This window comes from Methanobrevibacter sp., from assembly GCF_045586545.1.
GTDB lineage: Archaea > Methanobacteriota > Methanobacteria > Methanobacteriales > Methanobacteriaceae > Methanocatella.
In genome coordinates this window covers 14,582-35,473 of the sequence record NZ_JAZNAN010000124.1, presented here as the reverse complement: position 1 = coordinate 35,473, position 20,892 = coordinate 14,582, and the positions used below count along the sequence as shown (strand labels likewise).

Annotated in this window: 22 protein-coding genes and 1 pseudogene; 2 read left to right on the top strand and 21 right to left on the bottom strand. The window is 35.2% G+C overall.

All coding sequences use genetic code 11. The annotated features are described in order from the left end of the window. Positions 1 to 23: 23 nt before the first annotated feature. The 6 genes and pseudogenes from ACKI3D_RS09425 to ACKI3D_RS09400 all read right to left on the bottom strand — a co-directional run. Positions 24 to 2,297 (bottom strand): SBBP repeat-containing protein, encoded by a 2,274-nt coding sequence (locus ACKI3D_RS09425; RefSeq protein ID WP_407393996.1) that lies wholly within the window; start codon positions 2,295 to 2,297, stop codon positions 24 to 26. Between the two features lie 291 nt (positions 2,298 to 2,588). After that, positions 2,589 to 3,371, bottom strand: a complete 783-nt coding sequence (locus tag ACKI3D_RS09420; protein WP_407393994.1) for a hypothetical protein — start codon at positions 3,369 to 3,371, stop codon at positions 2,589 to 2,591. A gap of 127 nt (positions 3,372 to 3,498) precedes the next feature. After that, complete coding sequence (locus tag ACKI3D_RS09415; RefSeq protein ID WP_407393993.1) at positions 3,499 to 4,104, bottom strand: flavodoxin family protein; 606 nt, start codon at positions 4,102 to 4,104, stop codon at positions 3,499 to 3,501. Beyond that, entirely contained in the window at positions 4,101 to 4,733 is a 633-nt protein-coding gene (locus tag ACKI3D_RS09410; RefSeq protein ID WP_407393992.1) for a flavodoxin family protein, read from the bottom strand. The genes ACKI3D_RS09415 and ACKI3D_RS09410 overlap by 4 nt, the downstream gene beginning before the upstream one ends. Positions 4,734 to 4,805: 72 nt before the next feature. Further along, positions 4,806 to 6,083, bottom strand: a complete 1,278-nt coding sequence (gene serS, locus ACKI3D_RS09405) for a serine--tRNA ligase (protein ID WP_407393991.1) — start codon at positions 6,081 to 6,083, stop codon at positions 4,806 to 4,808. A 115-nt stretch (positions 6,084 to 6,198) separates the two neighbouring features. After that, positions 6,199 to 6,504, bottom strand: a pseudogene (locus tag ACKI3D_RS09400) (winged helix-turn-helix transcriptional regulator); the annotation flags it as partial. Between the two features lie 610 nt (positions 6,505 to 7,114). On the opposite strand from ACKI3D_RS09400, the gene ACKI3D_RS09395 reads away from it, so the two are divergent. Continuing rightward, positions 7,115 to 7,957, top strand: a complete 843-nt coding sequence (locus ACKI3D_RS09395; RefSeq protein ID WP_407393989.1) for a pyridoxamine kinase — start codon at positions 7,115 to 7,117, stop codon at positions 7,955 to 7,957. Between the two features lie 8 nt (positions 7,958 to 7,965). On the opposite strand, the gene ACKI3D_RS09390 is transcribed toward ACKI3D_RS09395, so the two are convergent. The 3 genes from ACKI3D_RS09390 to ACKI3D_RS09380 form a co-directional block, all read right to left on the bottom strand. Continuing rightward, positions 7,966 to 8,316, bottom strand: a complete 351-nt coding sequence (locus ACKI3D_RS09390; protein WP_407393987.1) for an arsenate reductase family protein — start codon at positions 8,314 to 8,316, stop codon at positions 7,966 to 7,968. 21 nt (positions 8,317 to 8,337) lie between these two features. Further along, positions 8,338 to 8,982, bottom strand: a complete 645-nt coding sequence (locus ACKI3D_RS09385) for an HAD family hydrolase (RefSeq protein ID WP_407393985.1) — start codon at positions 8,980 to 8,982, stop codon at positions 8,338 to 8,340. 363 nt (positions 8,983 to 9,345) lie between these two features. After that, positions 9,346 to 9,642, bottom strand: a complete 297-nt coding sequence (locus ACKI3D_RS09380; RefSeq protein WP_407393984.1) for a hypothetical protein — start codon at positions 9,640 to 9,642, stop codon at positions 9,346 to 9,348. 504 nt (positions 9,643 to 10,146) lie between these two features. Here ACKI3D_RS09380 and ACKI3D_RS09375 point away from each other — a divergent pair. Beyond that, positions 10,147 to 10,767 carry a hypothetical protein gene (locus ACKI3D_RS09375; RefSeq protein WP_407393982.1) on the top strand — a complete coding sequence of 207 codons (621 nt, stop codon included), beginning with the start codon at positions 10,147 to 10,149 and terminating at the stop codon, positions 10,765 to 10,767. Positions 10,768 to 10,798: 31 nt separating this feature from the next. Here the strand turns inward: ACKI3D_RS09375 and ACKI3D_RS09370 are convergent, their stop codons facing one another. The 12 genes from ACKI3D_RS09370 to ACKI3D_RS09315 form a co-directional block, all read right to left on the bottom strand. Then, a complete protein-coding gene (locus ACKI3D_RS09370) occupies positions 10,799 to 11,311 on the bottom strand; it encodes a YgjV family protein (protein WP_407393980.1) in 513 nt (170 codons plus the stop codon). 4 nt (positions 11,312 to 11,315) lie between these two features. Beyond that, positions 11,316 to 12,485, bottom strand: a complete 1,170-nt coding sequence (locus ACKI3D_RS09365; protein ID WP_407393978.1) for an MFS transporter — start codon at positions 12,483 to 12,485, stop codon at positions 11,316 to 11,318. Positions 12,486 to 12,545: 60 nt separating this feature from the next. Continuing rightward, on the bottom strand, positions 12,546 to 12,989 hold the full coding sequence (locus ACKI3D_RS09360) for a hypothetical protein (RefSeq protein ID WP_407393977.1): 444 nt from the start codon (positions 12,987 to 12,989) through the stop codon (positions 12,546 to 12,548). Positions 12,990 to 13,101: 112 nt separating this feature from the next. Next, entirely contained in the window at positions 13,102 to 13,578 is a 477-nt protein-coding gene (locus tag ACKI3D_RS09355) for a methylated-DNA--[protein]-cysteine S-methyltransferase (protein WP_407393975.1), read from the bottom strand. Between the two features lie 3 nt (positions 13,579 to 13,581). Continuing rightward, positions 13,582 to 14,376 carry a Ni-sirohydrochlorin a,c-diamide reductive cyclase ATP-dependent reductase subunit gene (gene cfbC / locus ACKI3D_RS09350; RefSeq protein WP_407393973.1) on the bottom strand — a complete coding sequence of 265 codons (795 nt, stop codon included), beginning with the start codon at positions 14,374 to 14,376 and terminating at the stop codon, positions 13,582 to 13,584. Next, positions 14,369 to 15,616: a peptidase U32 family protein gene (locus ACKI3D_RS09345; RefSeq protein ID WP_407393972.1), complete on the bottom strand. Its 1,248-nt coding sequence runs from the start codon at positions 15,614 to 15,616 to the stop codon at positions 14,369 to 14,371. Before ACKI3D_RS09345 ends, cfbC begins: the two co-directional genes overlap by 8 nt. A 5-nt stretch (positions 15,617 to 15,621) precedes the next feature. Further along, complete coding sequence (gene purF, locus ACKI3D_RS09340; protein ID WP_407393970.1) at positions 15,622 to 17,043, bottom strand: amidophosphoribosyltransferase; 1,422 nt, start codon at positions 17,041 to 17,043, stop codon at positions 15,622 to 15,624. Between the two features lie 66 nt (positions 17,044 to 17,109). Next, on the bottom strand, positions 17,110 to 18,003 hold the full coding sequence (locus ACKI3D_RS09335) for a hypothetical protein (protein ID WP_407393968.1): 894 nt from the start codon (positions 18,001 to 18,003) through the stop codon (positions 17,110 to 17,112). Positions 18,004 to 18,012: 9 nt separating this feature from the next. Further along, entirely contained in the window at positions 18,013 to 18,981 is a 969-nt protein-coding gene (gene galE, locus ACKI3D_RS09330) for a UDP-glucose 4-epimerase GalE (RefSeq protein WP_407393967.1), read from the bottom strand. Between the two features lie 9 nt (positions 18,982 to 18,990). Continuing rightward, complete coding sequence (locus tag ACKI3D_RS09325; RefSeq protein ID WP_407393965.1) at positions 18,991 to 20,169, bottom strand: NAD(P)/FAD-dependent oxidoreductase; 1,179 nt, start codon at positions 20,167 to 20,169, stop codon at positions 18,991 to 18,993. Between the two features lie 4 nt (positions 20,170 to 20,173). Then, entirely contained in the window at positions 20,174 to 20,341 is a 168-nt protein-coding gene (locus tag ACKI3D_RS09320) for a 4Fe-4S binding protein (RefSeq protein WP_407393963.1), read from the bottom strand. A gap of 123 nt (positions 20,342 to 20,464) precedes the next feature. Continuing rightward, positions 20,465 to 20,890 carry a universal stress protein gene (locus tag ACKI3D_RS09315; RefSeq protein ID WP_407393961.1) on the bottom strand — a complete coding sequence of 142 codons (426 nt, stop codon included), beginning with the start codon at positions 20,888 to 20,890 and terminating at the stop codon, positions 20,465 to 20,467. Between the last annotated feature and the right edge of the window lie 2 nt (positions 20,891 to 20,892).

Genomic DNA, 20,892 nt, shown 5'->3' with positions numbered 1-20,892 from the left:
AATAATAGAAAAAGTTATTTCTATTATTTGACAGTTATAGTTACTTTTTTATCTGCTTTTTTAAAGTTTTTATTACCATTGAATTTAACTTTTGTAGTGTATTTGCCTTTTTTAGTTAATTTTGTAATTTTAAAGGTTGCTTTACCTTTTTTATTGGTGGTTGCCTTATAGGTTTTACCTTTAATTTTAATGGTAACTTTAACTTTTTTAATTGCTTTATTATTGCCTTTTAAGGTAATTGTGTATTTTTTGGTTTTAGCTTTTGCTTTGAATTTAGCATTTTTAGCGGTAATTTTAGCTTTTGCTTTAGATACTTTTAAAACAGAAGTTTGACTAGCGGCATCATGACCAATGATTTCACTGAATTTAGCTTCATAATTGAAAGAGCCTACTTTAGAAGCTTTATAGGATAAAGTTGCAAGACCTGCACTATCAACAGCAGCGGAACCTACTAATTTACCATCAACATAGAAATCAACAGTTTTGCCTTCTAAAGGAATGTAATCCATGGAGTCTACAGCGGAAGCCATTAATTTTACAGTTTTTCCATAAGTAGTTGCTTCATCACCTAAAACTAATATGGTAGGGTTTTTGAATACGGCAATGTATGAATCAAAGTCATAAACCGGGTCGTGACCTAATAAAGAACCGTTAAATTGATCTAATCCTTTGGTTGTATTATCGGTTACGAATAAATCATCTGAACAAGTTCTGATTTGTATAGCAAATCCGCCATCAACAAAGGTTATGCCCATTGCAAATTCACCGGAGTTACCTCCGAAATAGGTACTGTATAACAAATGAGCACCATCAGGACTGATTTTTGAAATTACTGTATCGTGAGTTGGGTAATCATAGTCAGTACTGTTTGCATAACTGATGTATTCTGGTCCATTTTTAGTAATTTGATATGCATTTTCAGTTACTGGATAATCGCTTGATTGAGACATTCCAACTACCCAAGCATTTTCATTTTCATCTACTGCTAAAGCTCTTACACCTTCATCATATTTACCACCTAATAATGTGGAATAAACTAATTCCCAATTTGAAGTGTCGACTTTGATAATGAACATGTCTCCACCGGAAATACTTTCACCTACACCAGCGAAAGTAGTTTGGAATGCTCCTTCGGTAGTAGGGAAGTTTTCAGACCAGGTATCTCCAACATAATATAAGAATCCGTTTTGACTTAATACGATTGCTTCACCGTCATCAGTACTGTTTCCACCAAGGTATGTGCTGAATAATAATTTATTATTTTTAATATCTAATGCTGCTAAGAAGGAATCTGAATCTTCTGCACGTTCTTTTCTAAATGCATTATCAGTTACTGGGAAATCAAGGGAAGTTGTAGTTCCAGCAAAGTAAAGAACTTCATTTTTATCAACCGCTAAAGTACCATATGTACTGTCGGATCCTTTAGCACCAAAGTAAGTAGAGTATTCTAATTTACCTGAATTAATATTAATTTTTGATAAGAATAAATCAAAACTGTTTTGATAGTTGATATCATCGGAATCGTTTAATCCCCAAATTACCCCATCTTTTGATTTTTGGAATGCATCTTCAGTTATCGGGAAATTAATAGAATTGGTAATTCCTTGAATAAAAGCAGTGCCATTATCATCAATAGCTAATGCCCAAGCCCTATCAACTACATCTCCACCAAGATAAGTACTGTAAATCAAATCTGTACCGGTTGGGTTTAACACAGTTAAAAATGCATCTTGAGAACCATTAATAACTTTTTGGAATGCATTGTCAGTAACTGGGAAATCAGGAGAATTAGTAAATCCGATTACATAGACATTTCCTAAAGAATCAACTTTTAAGTCTTTTTGCATTTCAGTAGATTTTCCACCAATATATGTTGAATAAATCAAATCGCCCACAGGGGAGTATTTTGAAACAAATAAGTCTTTACCACCAGTTACATTTTTTTGATATGCGTTATCAGTGGTTACTAAATCGTTGGAATTTGTTTCCATTGCAACATAAATATTTCCATCTTTATCAGTGTAAATTCCTTTTCCTTTATCATTACCATTACCGCCTATATAGGTACTGATGGTTAGATTAATCTTTTCTGATGAAGTAGGTCCTGAAGTTACTGATACATCATCACCAACAACATCATCTTGCGCTATACTGTCGTCAATCTCCTCATTTTGACTTAATTCAATTGAAGAATCGTCTAGTTCAAAGACATCATCAGCCTCAGCTGCTGAAACAGAACTAATCAAGCAAAATGAACAGAAAATGACAAATAATAATAAAACTATTTTTTTATACATATTAATCATCTTTTGTTATTGAGCTAAACAATTAAATTCAATTTTTTATCTAATTGTTAGTGAAAAGTTTATAGTAATAATTATATAAAATTTATTATTACATCAATATTACAAATATTAAACAAATTAATAAAAAACAGAATTTTAAGGAAATATTTTAAAAAAAATTGAAAAATTAAAATACCTTTGTTTAAGGTGTAAAAATTAGATTACAGTGAGAAAGTAATAACTTTAAAAAAAAATAAGAATAAATACCGATTTAAAGAATATGAAGTGCGAAAAAACACATTTTCACACTTCCGAAAACTTTTGAAGGGTGGAATTTTCAAACTCCCTAAATCCAATATCATTTTCTTCACAATACTTTTTAAGATGACCGGATATTTCTAAAATATCCTCATCGGAGTATTCGTTTTTGAAATAATACAATACCGGCTGAACATTGGTGTATACGGTCAATAAAATATATTCATTACCATAGACACATACGTCAAGAGTATTATATATCTGAATGGATTTGATGATGTCGGATTTAACCTTTTCAAGTGGAGTTTCGTTTCCAAATGCTATGATTTCAGTGCTTTCAAATCTGTTCTGCAATTTAGCTAGCTTTCCCTCATCAGTCAAAACATCGTTTTCAGGTTCGATGTCATTCAACTTTTCACGGAATAGTTTGGCATTGTGCAGTTTTTCCTGAACATCGCTCAATTCCTTTTCAAGCTGTTTTTCATCTTCAATCAGAGAGTTGATGAAAGCTTCAGATCCATTGTTGAAGTTTTCATACATTTCAAGCACGTCTCTTGGAGAGAGAAGAGAATGTTTTTTAAAGAATTCCTTAGTGTGAGGCTTTACTCGAATGCTTAATGGTTTGAGGTTTTCTTTTTTTGCCCTGCGTTCAAAGTATTCCTCGGTACCTTTTGTATATCTTTTGTGGAGGAATTCCATTCTTTCGGAAAACATCTTTTCAAAGTCTTCACGAGTCATGTCATCCGGGAAATTGAATTCAAATTCACCGGATCCTCCGAATCTTTGATTTCCAAATTCAAATCTTTTAGTTCTTTTTTGGTTTGTCATTGTATCACTCCCATTTTTGTATTAAAAAAATGTTTTTTGTATACAATTAAATATTGTGCTGAAGTAGTATATAAATGTATGCATTTTTAAAAAATGTATACGTGAAAAATTTAAAAAAAATAAAGGCTCATTTGCACAAGCCTGCTGCAATTTCAAAGGCTTTTTCGAAATTCTCATCTTGTTCTTCATTTAATGAATCAATTTCGGATTGTGACAATCCCAAACGTACGTTTTTGGGAGTATATGAAAAGGAATCGATAACAACTTCTCCGTTCAACATCCCAAACAAGTCCTCAGACTGCTTAAGGTGAGGGCGAATGGATTCATTGAAATAATCTTTAGAATATTCAATCGTATAAAAGAGGCCGACATTGATCTTTCCCTTGAAAAGATTTCCAACCTCAAATGACACAATGCAGAATATCAGCCTTTCAATCAAAGCCCTGTAGTGGCTGGTTGGTTCTGAAAAGAAAATTCCCGCACCAATCAATAAGACGTCAGCATCCAAAATCCTCTCTATTAATGGTGAAAGCTCATCCCTCCAATAGCATTTGCAGCCCCTGCCCTCCTTTTTACAGATTAGGCAGATTCTGCATCCTGACAAATCAAGCTTATACAAATCAACATATTCCACTTCCGCACCTGCAGATTCTGCGCCTTTGGCGGCCGATTTCATAAGCTGTGCATTGAATGCCTTCCTCCTTGGGTCGGCATTTATTACAACCGCTTTCATTTGGACAGCTCCGCACCAATCTCAAAAGCCTTTTCCAAGTCATTAGGGAACTGCAAAATCCATTGCTTTTCTTTATGTTCCTGTGAAAAGCCTGCCATGTTGAATTTTGAATAATCGCTGACCTGAATTGTATCGCAAACAGGATAGCTTACAATCTCACCATTCAGAAATGAAAACAGGTATTCTGTAGTTGCCAGACTATCCTTCATGGAGTTTTCATAAAACTCCTTCGGCGCATTCATGGTGTAGAATATTCCGACATTGACTTTTCCTGTAAAATAGCTTGAACCGTCATCATAAGACATCACGCAAAAAATCAGTCTTTCAAGAAGTGCCCTGAATTCGCTTGTAGGCTGGCCGAAGTATATTGGTGAGCCTATCAAAAGACAGTCTGCATCCAGGATTTTATCGATTACTTCAGTCAAGTCATCTTTCCAGTAACATTTCCCCTTGGTGTTGGTTTTGAGTTTGCAGGCAAGACAACTCCTGCAGCCTGTAAAAACCAAATCATACAAATTGAAAAATTCAGTTTCAGCATCTACAGATTCCGCACCTTTCTGAGCGGCCTGCATGATTTCTGCAGTGTTCCATGTTTTTCTTGGACTTGCATTAATGACAATTGTTTTCATAATAATAGATTATTAAAAACTCAAATATAAAACATTCTAGTTTAATTAAAAAATAATAAAAAAAGAAAGAAGCTATTTTTTAGCTTCAATAACGGTTTTTCCATTCATGTAAGGGACTAACACTTCAGGAACTTTAACGCTGCCGTCAGCCTGTTGATAGTTTTCCAGAATACAGCACATGGTCCTTTCAGTTGCAATGGCTGTACTGTTTAGAGTGTGCAAGGTTTGAGCATCTCCAGAACCTGCTCTTCCGACACGTGTTTTGGTTTTGCGTGCCTGATAATCCTTACAGTTGGTACATGATACCAGCTCACGATAGGTGCCTGAGCCTGGGAACCATGCCTCCAGATCGTATTTTATTGCAGCATTATCATTTAGAGCTGATGATACGATAGCTATTATCTGATATGGAAGGCCTAATTTCTGATAGATTCCTTCAGTCACTTCCATCAGTTTTTCATGCTGGTTTTTAGAGTCTTCAGGCTCTGAGAAAATGAACTGTTCAATCTTTTCGAATTGGTGAACCCTGAAAATACCTAAAGTATCTTTACCGTGAGAGCCTGCCTCTTTTCTAAAGCATGTTGAAAGTGCACAGTATCTTAAAGGCAATTCGTCGGGATTTATGATTTCATCCCTGTGAAGTGCCGCCAGGGTCTGCTCGGCAGTGGCAATTAAAAATAAGTCTTCGTTTTCAACCTTGTATAAGGTTTCTTCAAACTCACCCAGCTCAGAGGTTTCGGCTGCAACTTCACCTTTCACAAAGAACGGTGTTTGCATTGGAATGTAGCCTTCCGCTTCAAGCTCTGATAAGGCAAACTGAATCAATGCCAAGTTCAAGTGCAGGATATCCCTTTTCAGGTAGTAGAAGCGTGCTCCGGCAATGCTTGCTGCAGTTTCAAGGTCTGCTCCGTCGATTGATTCTATCAAATCGACATGATTTAAAGGCTCGAAATCAAAGTCCGGTTTATCTCCATAAGTCCTTACAACCACATTGTCATCTTCAGTGTCTGAAATCGGAACCTTTTCGTCAATGACGTTTCCCACTTTGTATCTGTAATCATCTCTGAGTTTCAGGTAATCTGCGTTTTTAGCGGTCAGCTCCTTGATTTCAGCTGCCACCTCTTTGGATCTTGCAATTACCTTTTCCAAATTGCCTTCTTCTTTTGCTTTTTTAAATGATTTGGATAATTTGTTTTTCTCAGATCTTAAAACATTGAGTTTTCTTTCACCTTCTCTCCATAAGGTGTCATATTCAATTACCTTTTCAACATTTTCAGTATCTCTAAATCTCTTCTTTTCAGAGTCAAGGATAATTTCTGGATTTTCTCTGAACAATCTTATATCTAACAATATTTTGTCCCCTAAAATATTTTATACAATAATAATTTAGTTTCTTTTGTTTTTTAAATTTAATGTTAAAAAAAATAGTTTTTAGGATTTAAAAAAATCCTAAAATATTTTAAGTTTACAGCAGTTTTTTCCTGAAAACTGTTTTCAACTCTTTTTTGGTCTGGTCAGTGTAGCTTTCACTATCAACACTGAAAATAGCCATTTCATATATTATCTTATTCAATGACTTTCCTTTTTCTGTCAGATAATATCTGACATTCTTTTTGTCGTATTTATCCACGATACGTTTAATGACCCCATTTTTCTCAAGGTCTTTAAGGCAATTGCTTAAGGCCTTGTTGGATAATTGAGGTCTGTTTTCCTTGAATTCATGGAAACGTGTTTTGCCGAAAAACAGATCGTTTATAATCGGCACTGCCCATTTTTTTTCTAATTAGTACGACTACACTTTCTATTGGAAAATTTTTTAATTGTGTGTTCACGTTCATAAAAATCCCTCCAATATCAATAAATTCCAAATTAATAGTTAGTTTATAAGTATATAAAGTTATCGGATTTTGGTGAACAAATGGTTACCAAAAGCTTTTAAATACCAATAACCTATACTTTTAGTGAAAGCGCAATAATTGCACTTTCTAAGAGATGGCGAAATCAAAAAATTAATGAATGAACATGATTTACCGTTTTCCTCCAAATATAACACACCCAAATCGAAAATATTATAATCATGGAATTTCAAATGAATTTTTTGATAAATCATTGCGATTACAACCTCCAAATTAGCCAAATTCCCTTAAACAAGTTGAATCAAAAAATTCAATCCCATCTCTACTTTTTATTTTTTGATTATTAATCCTCCTTAAGAAAAAATTTATATACGATAAAAATAACTATTGTTATATGGTAAATTTTTTTACTATATTTAGATTTAATGGATAAAATTAATACAAAATATCCATTTCATTCAATAACTATAATAAAAACATACAAGTAATATTATAGTTAGTAAAAGAAAATAGGGAATGAAAAAAATGATCGAAACTATAAAAATTTTAACTATTCAAGACATATCCTGTTACGGCCAGTGCTCAATAACCGTTGCACTGCCTATAATTTCAGCTTTCGGAATTGAAACAGCAGTAATTCCTTCTGCTATCCTATCAACACATACTGCAGGATTTACCGATTATACAGTTAGAGATTTAACAGAAGACCTTCCGGGCATCCTGAAGCATTGGGAAAAGGAAGAAATATTTTTTGATGCAATATATACCGGATTCATAGGTTCAATCGAACAATTCGACTACATAATTGATATTATAGAATCAAGACTAAAACCGGACGGACTCGTTTTCGTTGATCCTGCTATGGCAGACCACGGCGAATTCTACAATGGATTCGACCAGGACTTCGCAGATAAAATGGGCGAACTCTGTAAAATAGGCGATTATGTCCTTCCAAACACAACAGAAGCATGTTATCTATTGCACAAACCTTGGAAAGAGGAATTCACAAAAGAAGAAATGCTAGAAATGGCAAATGAACTTTCCAACTTTACAAAAAAACATATCATCCTGAAAGGAGACACCCATAAGGAAGGCAAACTGGGAATGATTGTTTTGGATAAGGATGAATCCTCAACCGAATTTGTATACAATGACAGAATAGACCATGTGTCCCATGGAACCGGTGACGTCTTTGCTTCATCCTTTGTAGGATCAACTTTGAATGGCAAAACCCCTGCAGAAGCAGCAAAGATTGCCGGAGAATTCACCAAAAAAGCGCTGGAAGAAACAATAGATGACCCTACCCATACCTATGGAGTCAAATTTGAAAGGGTAATCAAATACATTCCAGAATTACTGAAAATTTAAAAGAAAAATTATAACAATTTTTCTTCCCATTCTTTTATTTTAAAGCCTACCAGAACAACATCATCATTTACTAAAATTGGCCTTTTGACAAGCATGCCGTCAGTTGCCAATAAATCCAACTGTTCATCTTCAGACATGTCAGGCAGCTTATCCTTCAATTTAAGTTCCCTGTATTTCATGCCGCTTGTGTTGAAAAATCTTTTAAGGGGTAGGCCTGATATTTCCCACCATTCACGCAACTCATCAGCAGCAGGATTGTCTTCAATGATATGCCTTGACTCATATTCAATGCCGTGTTCATCTAACCAGTTCTTAGCTTTTCTGCAAGTTGAGCATTTAGGATAATTAACGAATAACATATTTAATACTTTGACTTTGAGTTAAAAATACTTAAGTATTTGAGATGGCCTTTCAATTATTTGCAAAGGATAGTCACTTTCATAGTCATCCTGATTTCCATAGCCCCAATTAACTATTATACAATCTATTTCTGCATTTTTGGCCGTTTCGATATCTTTTGAAGAGTCACCGATATATATTGAATCCTCTTTTGAAACCTTCAAATTCCTTCTAATCCTTTCGACACCACAGGGATTAGGTTTGGACGGATAAGCAGGATTGTGGCCTTCAATGGATTCAAAGCGGATATCGCTGAAATACTGGCCAACGAAATGTTCAATCGAAGGGGTTGTGCGATTTGAATTGATGGCCAATAAGGTTCCCTTTTCCTGCAGGGATTCAAGGACTTCTTTAACTTCCGGGAACGGCAGCGTGTTTTCTTTAGATGATTCGGAATATATTCCATTATATGTTTCTTTAATAAGCTCAATATTTTCTGCAGTATTTTGATCTTTCAAGATTAGGGATATGATTTCATCAATGTTTCCGCCTAACCTTTCAATATATTCTTCAAATGTCAATGTTGGAAAATTATGTATTGCCAAGGCTTTGTTGAAGCAAATCACAACATCATCAACCGAATTGAAGAGAGTCCCATCAAAATCAAAAATTGCAAGTTTCTTCATGAAATTGAATTTATTGATTATCCTATTTAGTTTTTTTAGAAAAATTAATAATATTTCTAAGTCTACTATTGCTATTCTTCCATACAACTATGATTAAAATTTATTTAATCCTTTTTGTAATGTTTTAATTCTTTTTTAATCTCGCATTCTGCATTATCAGTCAATGTAATGGTCTGGGATTTATGTCGTCCTGATTTGTTTGTTTTTTCTTTCTACTAATCTTTCGTGCATTACATTCAATTTTTGTTGGCTCTTAATTTATCCCATTTTTTAATGTAAACTCCCATGATATCACTTAATTTCCTTGATTATTCCTTCATTTTCCAGCTCTTCAAGAATTTCACATATGTCCATGAAATCTATTTATAGTTCCTCTTCTATGTCCAATGCAAAAATATCCTCATGAGTATTGCAATATTCAATTATTTCCTGTTTCTGTTGCTCTTTAGGAATGTCCCTTAATCTAATTTCACATTCAACACTTCCATCCTCATAATCATTGTTGAAGTATGCGGTTCTTGCAATTAGATTTATTGCGCTGTTATTGTTCATTCTATCGAACTGCTTGTCTTTCACTTGAGGAAATAGGACAATTGGACATAGAATATCTTGAATTATAGGTTCAATTCGGGCATAAATCTCATTAAAATGATCTAACATTCCATTAAAAAATATATCTTCAGTTACACAGACATTCAATAATAGTTTTGTTTCGTTTGTCCATTTTAATTCATTTGATATTTCAAGGGAAAACTCTGCATTTGGAAAATAATCGTTTAAGTGAGGCTCAACAGCATTTATAAATCAATAGCCATATCATTTTCATTTAAAAATTTTTTAACCTCAATTGGCGAAATTATTTCAAACTCCCCATTTAACTTGGATAACATATTTTACCTCATTGTTTTCATATCGAAAAATTGTGTTACATCGCAAAATTGTTTTTATAATGGATATAATAACATTATTTCTTACTTAGACAACAGTATTATTTTCATTATTTAAATAATTATTGATTATATCCTTAAAACAAGTTTACACGCTTAAATAAATTTTTATAATCGATTTAAAGAATAAGATATGTCAAAAACTGAATTTTAACCGGAATACTCGTAAAAATTATAATCTAAAATTATAATAATTACAAAATCAATACTAATTACCATGTCAGACTTATCCGAATTACTGAAAACAACCAAAAACATCGAAAAGCAAAATGCCGAAATCATGCGTCTTTTGAAAAAAATAGCCGGCGAAGATGAAGAAGATGAAAAATCAAGAAGATATAAAGAACTGCTAAGCTACACCCCCGACTTTGGAGACCTGCACATTTCCGGTGAAAGGAAAGAAAAAGAGATTGAAAAAACAGAAATCGAAAACCCCTATAAAATTGGAGACATGCTGGAAAACTCCATTGATGTAGGTGAAGTGTATTTCCTTGAAGGCGTTGACATCTACAAATTATCCATTAAGAATAATGAAACCGTGATTGATAATTTAACCGGCGATGGCGAAGCTAGTGAATTTAGCCTGCAGGAACTTGTGGCAAATGAAAGCGTTAAAAATAATGTGAGTTTAGCGGACAATAGTGTAGTTCTAAGCAGCCAACAATGCCAGAACTTGCCTGAAACCTTAAGAATCTGTGTAGAACAAAACGCTAAAAAATTATATATTCCACTGTATTCATCAGCGCAGCTGGTAGGAGCTCCTCAAAGAATTTTGAATTTGGTAAAATTTGATTTTTATAAAACCGAAGAAGAACTGCTCGAAAAATTATTCAAATAGCTTTTGAATATTTTTTCAACTAAAACATTGCCTAATTTTCACTTTTAATTAACCTGACTAATGAAATTAATCCTATCATTGCAGTAACCGTTTCGATTGTTGCAGATGAAAAATCTAAGATTGCGAGGAAATAAACAATATAAATAGCACTATTCACTATAAAGCTTGTCTTAATTGTTTTGATTGATTTTAGATAATAATTACATAATGTAATCTGGACAATAGCTATAATCGGTAAAATTCCAACAAAGCCCATGGTATTTACCGCCAAACCAACAACAATTGAAATTACAATGAAAAATACTGTCCAGTAACCAGTCAGCTTATCATAATAAACCATCGCATTTCTTGAAGCCGCAATGGCCATAGTGGTTACGCCTGTCCATGAGAGGAAAAACACAGATGAGATTATCAGAATAAATGCATTCCAGAACTGGTATTTGTAAGCCTGCTTTTCATCATTGACCCACATGCTTAAGATGATGAAAATTCCCGCAATTAGTGATATTACGTTTCCTATGATAATGTTCCATGGCAAATCCAAGCAATCACTTCCTCAATGAATAGATGCAAATAGGAAGCGCAAACAGGGTTATGACTGATGAAATCAGGAAAACCGGCGCATAACCATTAGCTGCAAATATTCCAAGCAGTGCCGGACCAAAACCCATTGTTCCGTCACAGAATATGAAAAATGTTGATACCGCATAGGAACGACGAGCTTCAGAGGTATTTCTTGTAACTATTGTTGTACATGCAGAATTCAGTGTTCCGAATCCCAGTGCAGCGCAAACAGCACAGATTACTACTGTCAATGTTGATGGCACAACCGCTATCAGGAACAGACCAATTGCCTGTGCGACAATGCTGGTAATGCAGACTATCATGTCCCCGCCCCTGTCCTGGATTTTGCCTGCAATTGGTCTTGACAGGATTAAGACGATTGAATAGATTATAAAGAACCATGAAAATATGCCTGTCAGATTAACTTCCGCCGCATAAAGTCTGTTGAATGACAATATGGCTATATATCCAAGACTTGTTATTGCAGTAAACACAGAAACCGGTATTGCTGATATTTCAAATACCTTTTCAATGCCCTTATAGCTGTTATCAACCTTAATATCATTCTTATTGTTTCCGGGATCATGCGCTGAAACATCGACAAAATAGATTGATATCAATGCAAGTGCTGAGAAAATGCCTGCCGCTAAAAAACAACCTACAGAACCTGCATTGTCATATAAAAATCCTCCGATGAACGGTCCCAGTCCAACAGCCAATGTCGCTCCCATCATAAAGTAACCGAATGCTTCACCAAAGCGTTTTTTCGGAAGTACGTCTGAAGCTATTGTTACTATTGCATTGGCTGACGCTCCAAAACCGATTCCATGAATAAATCTGACAATGATTAATAAAGTAACATCATTCACTATGAAATATAACAAACAGGCAAGAAAATGAATACTCATGAAAACAAGTGCGGTTTTCTTCCAACCCACTCTCTCCAGGGCATTTCCTGAATAAACCCTTGAGCATAGCCCTCCAAAGATATATATTCCGGAGACCAATCCTGCAATCATTGCAGAGGAGCCCATTGATGTTGCATACTCAGTGACAGTTGAGAGCAGCACATACATTACAAGAGCAGTAAAGAGCAGTGCTCCAAAAACCAGAAAAAAATCTTTTGTAAATATTTTGTCTTCAGAACTATTCATTATATTAAAATTAGTTAAATAGACTTAAAATATTTTCTATAGATAAAAAAAAGAGAAAGATTATTTGACAATAACCTCCTCAAATAAGCTTTCATCGGTTGTTATAATCATGGCTATATCGCCGTTTTTAGCATATATGAATCCATAGAGAGGCACATCCTCATAGCCTTCTACCCATCCGTCATCATATGTGTAGCCGTCAACACCATTGATTGTTTTGAATTCATTTCCCAATTCGGAAACTGAATCAGTATCCATTTCCTTATCACCGAAATCCGCAACACAGATATATATGACATCATCACCCTTTTCAAAAGCTTTAATGTTATTTATAACTCCATTTTCATCCATGTCATCTATAAGACGGTAGATAGTGTTTTCATCAAATCCGTCAGGAATGTTGAAATCCATTCCCCCAATAGAAACCTCCTCGCTAGCGCTGACAAAGGCCATGCTGGATGCTGCAACAAGCATAAATATAACTAAAATCCCCAATCTTTTCATGATATCCCTCATAATTTGTTTATCAATCTTAGAGAAAACTGTCTAAACTAAACAGTTAATAAGATTTTTCTAAACTAATTAATAATCTATTAATAAAATAATAAATAGATTACTATATTCGAATATCCTCAACTTTTAAAAGTTCGATTTTTTTGTCGATTCCGCCGGCATAGCCAGTTAGCTTTCCATCTGATCCTAAAACCCTGTGGCACGGAATTATAATGGCTATCGGATTATGGCCTACTGCCCCTCCAACTGCCTGGGCGGACATTTTAGGTGAAATCATGCGAGCAATTTGGCCATAGGTTCTTGTTTCGCCATAGGGAATCTCCGTTAATATCTTCCAGACTTTCAATCTGAAGTCAGTTCCTTGAGGTTTCAATTTAAAATTAATTTTGGGATTTAATCCCTTAAAATACTCGTCAAACCATTGTTTAACATCTTTAAAAATAGCTAAATTATCATCTTTAATAATTTCTTTAAATTTTGGGAAATGCTTCTGTCCATAAAACCAAACACCACAAATGGCTTCGCCGTCACTTACTATCAACATTTCACCAATTGGTGAGGAATAATCTGTCGAGTACATATTTCACATATATGACTTGAAGAATTCTTCAAATTCCTCATCGCTCATAGGCTCTGGAGTTGATATGTTTTCATTACTCATAATGCTTGAAGCAAGACCCTTGTATTCTTGTGCTTCTTGACTTTCAGGGTATTTTTCTACAACTGTTTTTGCATCTAATTCAGCTTCCTGAATCAAATTGCTTCTATGGATTGTACCAATAACATGTGTGCCTATCTTTTCTGCAAAGTCTCCAACAATTTGTTCCTCATTATCAACATTTCTGCAGTTGCAGACAATACCGCTTAAATTACCCTTAAGTTTTTTGACGCCACGAACGATATTGTTCGCTGCATAAAGTGACATGTATTCACCAGAGGTTACAATTAAAACCTCATCAGCATATTTTTCACGCAACGGCACTGAAAAACCACCACAAACAACATCACCCAATACATCATAAACTACAACATCTAAATCATCATCAAAAATTCCCAATTGTTCAAGGCGCTTCATTGCTACAATAACACCCCTTCCAGCACAGCCAACACCCGGTTCAGGCCCTCCGCTTTCCACACACTGAATTCCCTTAAATCCAGTGAAGACAAGGTCTTCCTTTTCGGGTTTTCTGTTTTCCTTTAAGGTATGAACGACAGTTGGGATTCTAGAACCATATAAAGTCCTTGTAGTATCTGCTTTAGGATCGCATCCAATAACAAGGCAATTTAATCCATCGCTACCCCACACAGCAGACAAATTAGCTACTGTAGTACTTTTTCCAATTCCGCCTTTTCCATAAATAGCTATCTTTTTAATCATCTACATTCCTCTCAACTAATTTGTACACGAAGTCATTTTTTCTTACCTTTTTAGGAATGGCTATTGCTACATTAGAACCCCTTTCAACATCATCAACTGCTACGCCTTCAATCTGCATAGAGTCTATTGTATGGGTAATGGAGCCAGTTGTTTGGCCTTGGATTATTATCTTATCTCCAAGCTTTAAATCATCCCATATTCTAAGTTCTGCTGCATTGACCTTGCTGTAGTAATTTACAACCTGACCAATGTCTTTTTTTATATATTTTGATTGATTATCTTCACTTTTCTCAAAAGGAGTGTTGAAGTAAAAATTGGTGTCAAATCCACGATTGAATACGCTTGTCAGCTCATCCATCCATTCATCTTTAACTGCATATCCAGTTGGATCGTTTTCGTAACTGTCGATTGCTTCACGATAAACTCCGGTTACCATGGCACCATAATCCGGACTGCGCGCCCTTCCTTCTATTTTAAATGATGCTACGCCACTCTCCATTAACTGTGGAATGTATTCAATCATGCACATGTCCTTTGGAGAGAAGAAATTAGTTCTATAACTTGAATCATCACTTCCAGTTATGACAAATGATTCGTCTTCCACTTCCGAGAAGTTAATGACATTGTCTTCCCCTTCTTCATATGTCAATGTCCAGTTTTTGCGGCAAGGCTGCAAGCAGTCCCCGCAATTGGCGCTCCTTCCATATAATCCATAGCTTAAAAAGCACCTTCCTGATATTGCCATGCAAATTGCACCATGAATGAAAATTTCAGTTTCAATAGGGGATTTTTCAGTAATTTCTATAATTTCTCTTAAAGACAATTCCCTTGATAGGATTGCCCTTTTTGCTCCCAGTTTTTCAAGAGTCTTTAAAGTATAAGAATTAGCTACATTTTCCTGAACGCTTATGTGGGCTTCAAGTCCATGTGAGACTGTATCTTCGATTAATCCGATGTCTGATAAAATAAGTCCGTCAATTTCAGATGCTGAAATTGTCTCCAAATTGGATTCCAACTCACAGGCAAGGCGTTCATTTAAAATAATATTTGTGCCTAGATATGTTTTAGCCCCATATTCCTTGGCAATCTTTGAAACTTCACTTAATTCATCTAAAGAAAAGTTTTTAGCATTGGCCCTCATATTAAAATTATCAAGGCCAAAGTAAACTGCATCTGCACCGTTTTCCAAAACTGCACGCAGTGATATGAAGTTTCCCGCTGGAGCTAATAATTCAACCATAATATCTAAGGTTTGTAGTAAGTTTCAGCTTCAAGCCCTTCAGGAATTTCTGTTGGATACTCCTCGTTTAGACAACCTAAACATAAATCCTCTTTAGGCATTCCGATAGCTTCCACTAAAGCATGCAAGGTAATGTAGCCTAGAGAATCAATGTCAAGCTGCTGACGGATTTCTTCAGTGGAATAGTTTGCAGCAATCAATTCCTGTTTGGTTGCCATAGCCACACCATAATAACATGGGGAGACAACTGGAGCGCAACCTACTAAAAAGTGAATTTCTGCAGGTTCTGCTTCCTTAACAAGATCCAATAATTGTTTGGAAGTAGTACCTCTTACAATACTGTCATCAATCAGAATAATCTTTTTGCCTTTAATCGCATTCTTAATTGGGTTTAGCTTAACTCTGACTGCAAGCTCCCTTTCTTCCTGGGTAGGCATGATGAATGTTCTTCCAACATACCTATTTTTGATTAAACCTTCACCGTATGGAATTCCGGAAGCTCTGGAATAACCGATAGCTGCAGGAATTGAAGAGTCCGGTACTGGAATAACCAAGTCGGCATCAATAGGATATAACTTATGCAATTGGCGACCTATATTCATTCTGGTTTCATAAACATTTATTCCATCTATGGTACTGTCAGGTCTTGCAAAGTAAACATATTCAAACATACAATGTGAAAGCTTGCATTTTCCTGCGCTTTCCAGCATGTGGGAGCTAATTTCATTGTTTTCAAAGTAAACGACTTCACCAGGTACAATATCCCTGATATATTCTGCATTAATAACATCAAAAGCAACAGTTTCAGAAGCTAAAATATATTCATCATCTCTTTTTGCAATGACAAGAGGTTTAATTCCCATAGGATCCCTTACACCATACAATTCACCGTCGATTAAGATTGTCAATGCATATGAACCTACGAGTCTTTTACAAACAGCTTCAATAGACTCTAGAACATCTTTATCATTATCATAATGTTCTTTTTTAAGCATATAACAAATTACTTCAGAATCAGAATCGGATTTAAAGTAGAAACCCTCTTCAATAAGCTCATTTTTTAACTCTCCAGAGTTGACGATATCTCCATTATGAGCCATGGCAATAAATCCGTCACCAAAATCCAATACGAAAGGTTGTGAATTTTCTAATTTTGACTGGCCAGTAGTGGAATATCTTACATGACCGATTGCCCTATTTCCAGTCAGATTATGGATATCAGTATCCCTAAATACATCAGTTATCAAACCCATGCCGCATGAATGATGTAAACCATTTTTTGGATTAAAACTAGCTATACCTGCTGATTCCTGACCTCTGTGCTGTAAAGCATACAAACAATAATAAACAAAGGATGCGACATTTTTAGAATCATCATTACAATGAATTCCAACAATACCACACTTATCTTCCATTTCACCTTGCATTTGCTAACTCCCTAATAAATAGTATAGTTATAATTATCTTAAAACTAGTATAAAATTATAATTGTTTCAGTCCCAAAAGTTTTCAAAAGTATTTGGAATATCATATTCTTCCCTTACTTCAGGGATTTTGGTTTCTTTAGTATCATCCAATTCCTTTTTTAAGTCATCAGAATTATCATCCACAAATATTAAAGCAGTTCTAATAATCTTTAACCATTCTATGGCCTTGTCTTTTGATTCAGCTGCAATATATCCCTGACCAACAATAATGTTATCTGGTTTGAACTTGTTTGTGGCAATTACGATACGCTCTTCATCGACCAAATCCTGTCTGAAAGTCTCCTGCCACAACTCTTCCAAATCAAAAATCTCTAGAATTTCACGTGAATAGATGTCCTCATATCTTAATTTAAATGCGGAAAAATCAGATTTAATCTCATCAAGGTCTTCAACCAATTCCTTATTCTGTTGTGTTAGAACTTCCTGCTCTTTGATAAGTTGATTATAATCGTCCAAAAGATTATTGTAGTTGCGAGTTACCTTCATCAATTTGTTTTCCAATGTGTGAATATTGATTAGATTTAAAGAATAGGATAATGTGGATTTTATTATAGAATTGAGAATTTCCTTTTCAGCCAATTGAAAATCAATGGATTCATCTTCAATAATAATATTGTTATAATCAAACAATCCGATATTGTTAAAATCAGTTTTTAATTCATTGAAAAGAACGTTATATGTTTCATCATGGCCATATCCGCCAATCAGCAAAATGTCCGCACCGCCAGCTACCTTTTTAACAATGCTCAATTCAACAGTCGGTATTATGGATGAAACAATGATATTATAATCCCTTTCAAGGTGAATATTATTCACAGCTTTTGAAACAAGCTGTGCAATATCCAGACCAGATACAATTATACGTACATCTATTTTTGATTCATGATTTTCGGCTTCCATGAAAATTACCTAAATTTTGTTAATTTTTTGATGCCAATTCCATGCAGACTGAACGATTTCTTCCAGATTGTATTGAGGATTCCAATTAAGCATTTGCCTAATCTTGGTTGAATCGGCAACCAATCTTGCAGGATCCCCTTCACGGCGTTCATCAACTTTTACTTCAAAATCACGGCCGGTGACATTTTTACACATGTCAATAACTTCGCGAACAGAATATCCTTCGCCATTTCCGAGGTTGAAGACATTGGATTCATTTTCACTGCATAAATATTCATATGCCTTAATGTGTGCATCAGCCAAATCATTTACGTGTATATAATCACGAATACAAGTTCCGTCAGGGGTGTCGTAATCATCACCGTAGATATATATGCAATCACGTTTTCCGATTGCAGCGTCTAATATTAAAGGAATCAAGTGAGTTTCAGGGTCATGCAATTCCCCAATCTCACCATCAAAGTCACAGCCTGATGCATTGAAATATCTCAAGGCAACATAATTGAAATCGCCCTTCTCGGCTTCCCTTTCAAGAGCCTTTTCAACAATCCATTTGGAATGTCCATAAGGATTGATCGGTTTTAGGGTTTGGTCTTCAGTAATCGGAATCTTTTCAGGATTTCCGTAAACTGCCGCAGTTGAAGAGAAGATAAACTTATCCACTCCAAATTCCCTCATGAGTTTTAGAAGATTTAAGGTATTTTTATAATTGTTCTTGAAATACATTTGAGGCATTTCAACTGATTCGGCTACTGAAATAAATCCTGCAAAATGAATAACACCGTCAATGTCATACTTTTCGAAAACTTCACGCAAATCGTTGCTTCCGATATCGTAATTTTCAAAATTTCCCCATTTTACAAAGTTCTCATAACCCTTACATAGATTATCCACTACAACAGTATCATAACCTGATTTATGCAATGCCTTATTGGTATGAGAACCAATATATCCTGCTCCCCCTGTTACTAAAATCAATCTAAACACCTAAATAAATTTGCCTAATTTGAGTAAAGCTTTTGGAGAGATTTTAATTAATTTTTGTACGATTTCTGTTGTAGAAATTTTTTCAAAGCTTTCATCTTGGAATGCATGGCCGATACTGTCTAATTCATCATCGGATAAAGTGAGTAAGTATTCCTGTACTTTTTTATACCTTTTAATTTCATGGTCTAATGCTTCATGTGCCATTTCATCATATAATTTCAAGAATTTTTTAGAGCAGTCCTCTTTAATAGCTTGAGCTGCCACTTGACCTGCGCACATTCCACCGGTCATACCGGAGATGATTCCTCCACCGGTCAATGGGTTTACCTGACCTGCTGCATCTCCACAGACTAAGATATTGTCATCATAAAGTTTTTTGGTCATTCCACCAACAGGGTCTCCTCCAACATTTAATTCAACAGCTTGAGCATCTTTTAAGTAAGGGCAAGTTGCAACAAAATCATCCAAATATTCTTTGGCTGTTTTTTCAGCTTTGTGAGGAAGAACTGCCAAACCAACGTTTGCAATGTCGTCTCCTTTAGGGAAGATCCATACGTATCCTCCAGGAGCGCATGAACCTAAGTAGAATTCAATTACGCCAGGTCTTTCCAATTTGACATTGCACATTTCATACTGTACACCTGATTCCATTTCTTTAGGTTTTGCAGCCGGTCTTAATCCCGCCCATCTTGCAACGTGGCCTTCAGGACCATCGGCAGCGATTAAAATTTTACATTTATAATCTATTTTTTCTCCCATGGATTCAGTGTAGACAATATAACCGTCATCAATCTTGTCAATTCCGGTAACTAAAGTTTTGATTCTGATTTCAGCACCAGCTCTTGCGGCATCCATTGCCATGTGCTTATCAAACACTTTTCTTTCTAAGATGTAACCTGCTTCAGGGATTTTTACTTCATCCTTTGTTAACCATACGTCGGTTCCGTCAGGGGTCTGTATTCTGACACCTTGAACCTCTTGAGTAACCCAACGAGGAGATGGTTCGATGCCTAATTTTTCAAGACCTTGAATTGAAACTCCTTCTGCACATCTTTTTGGAGAACCAATTTCAGATTTTTTATCCATTAAAATTACTTTTGCTCCACCTAAAGCGGCGTGTTTTGCTGCACTGGATCCTGCAGGTCCAGAACCTACTACAATAACATCAGTTTCAATCATATAATCATTCCTCTCTTTCTAATGCATCAATAGGACATGCTTTAATGCATGTATCACAATCTTTACAGTCATCTTCATTAAACACTAATGAATACTCTCTTACTTGAATTAAGTTTCTTGGACAAACTCCAGCGCACTCACCACAATATGAGCACCAATCTTTAACAATCATAAAATATCTCCTTTAATATTAAACAGTTTATGTTATAAATACTAAGTTTTTTATTATATTTAAAAGTATAGTAAAAAATAGTTATTAAATCAATGAAATAAGAAAAAATAAATATTTAAAGTATTATTTAACCAATAATACTGGGACTTCACAAGTTCTCAAAAGCCTTTCGGCAACTGAACCCACCTGAGTGTCTGAGACACTATTCTCATCGAAAGATACAAATCTATTGTTATTTGCTCCATGTGCATGAATAACAACCAAATCAGCGCCAGTCTGGTCAACAATGAACTTCATGTCCCTTAACGGGTCAGCAGTGAGCAAATGCTCGGTAACATCCACACCCACTTCACCAGCTTTCTTAGTAATCTTTGCTAAAATTGCATCTCCTGAATCTTCTTCCTCATCATAGCTGCTGAAAGAGAATTCCTCCAAAACATGGACTGCTGCAATTTTAGAGCCGAACTTTTGAGCGATTTCAATCGCTACATCGGCTGCTTGATAGCTATAATCAGATCCGTCAACAGGAACGGCAATTACATCAAACATTT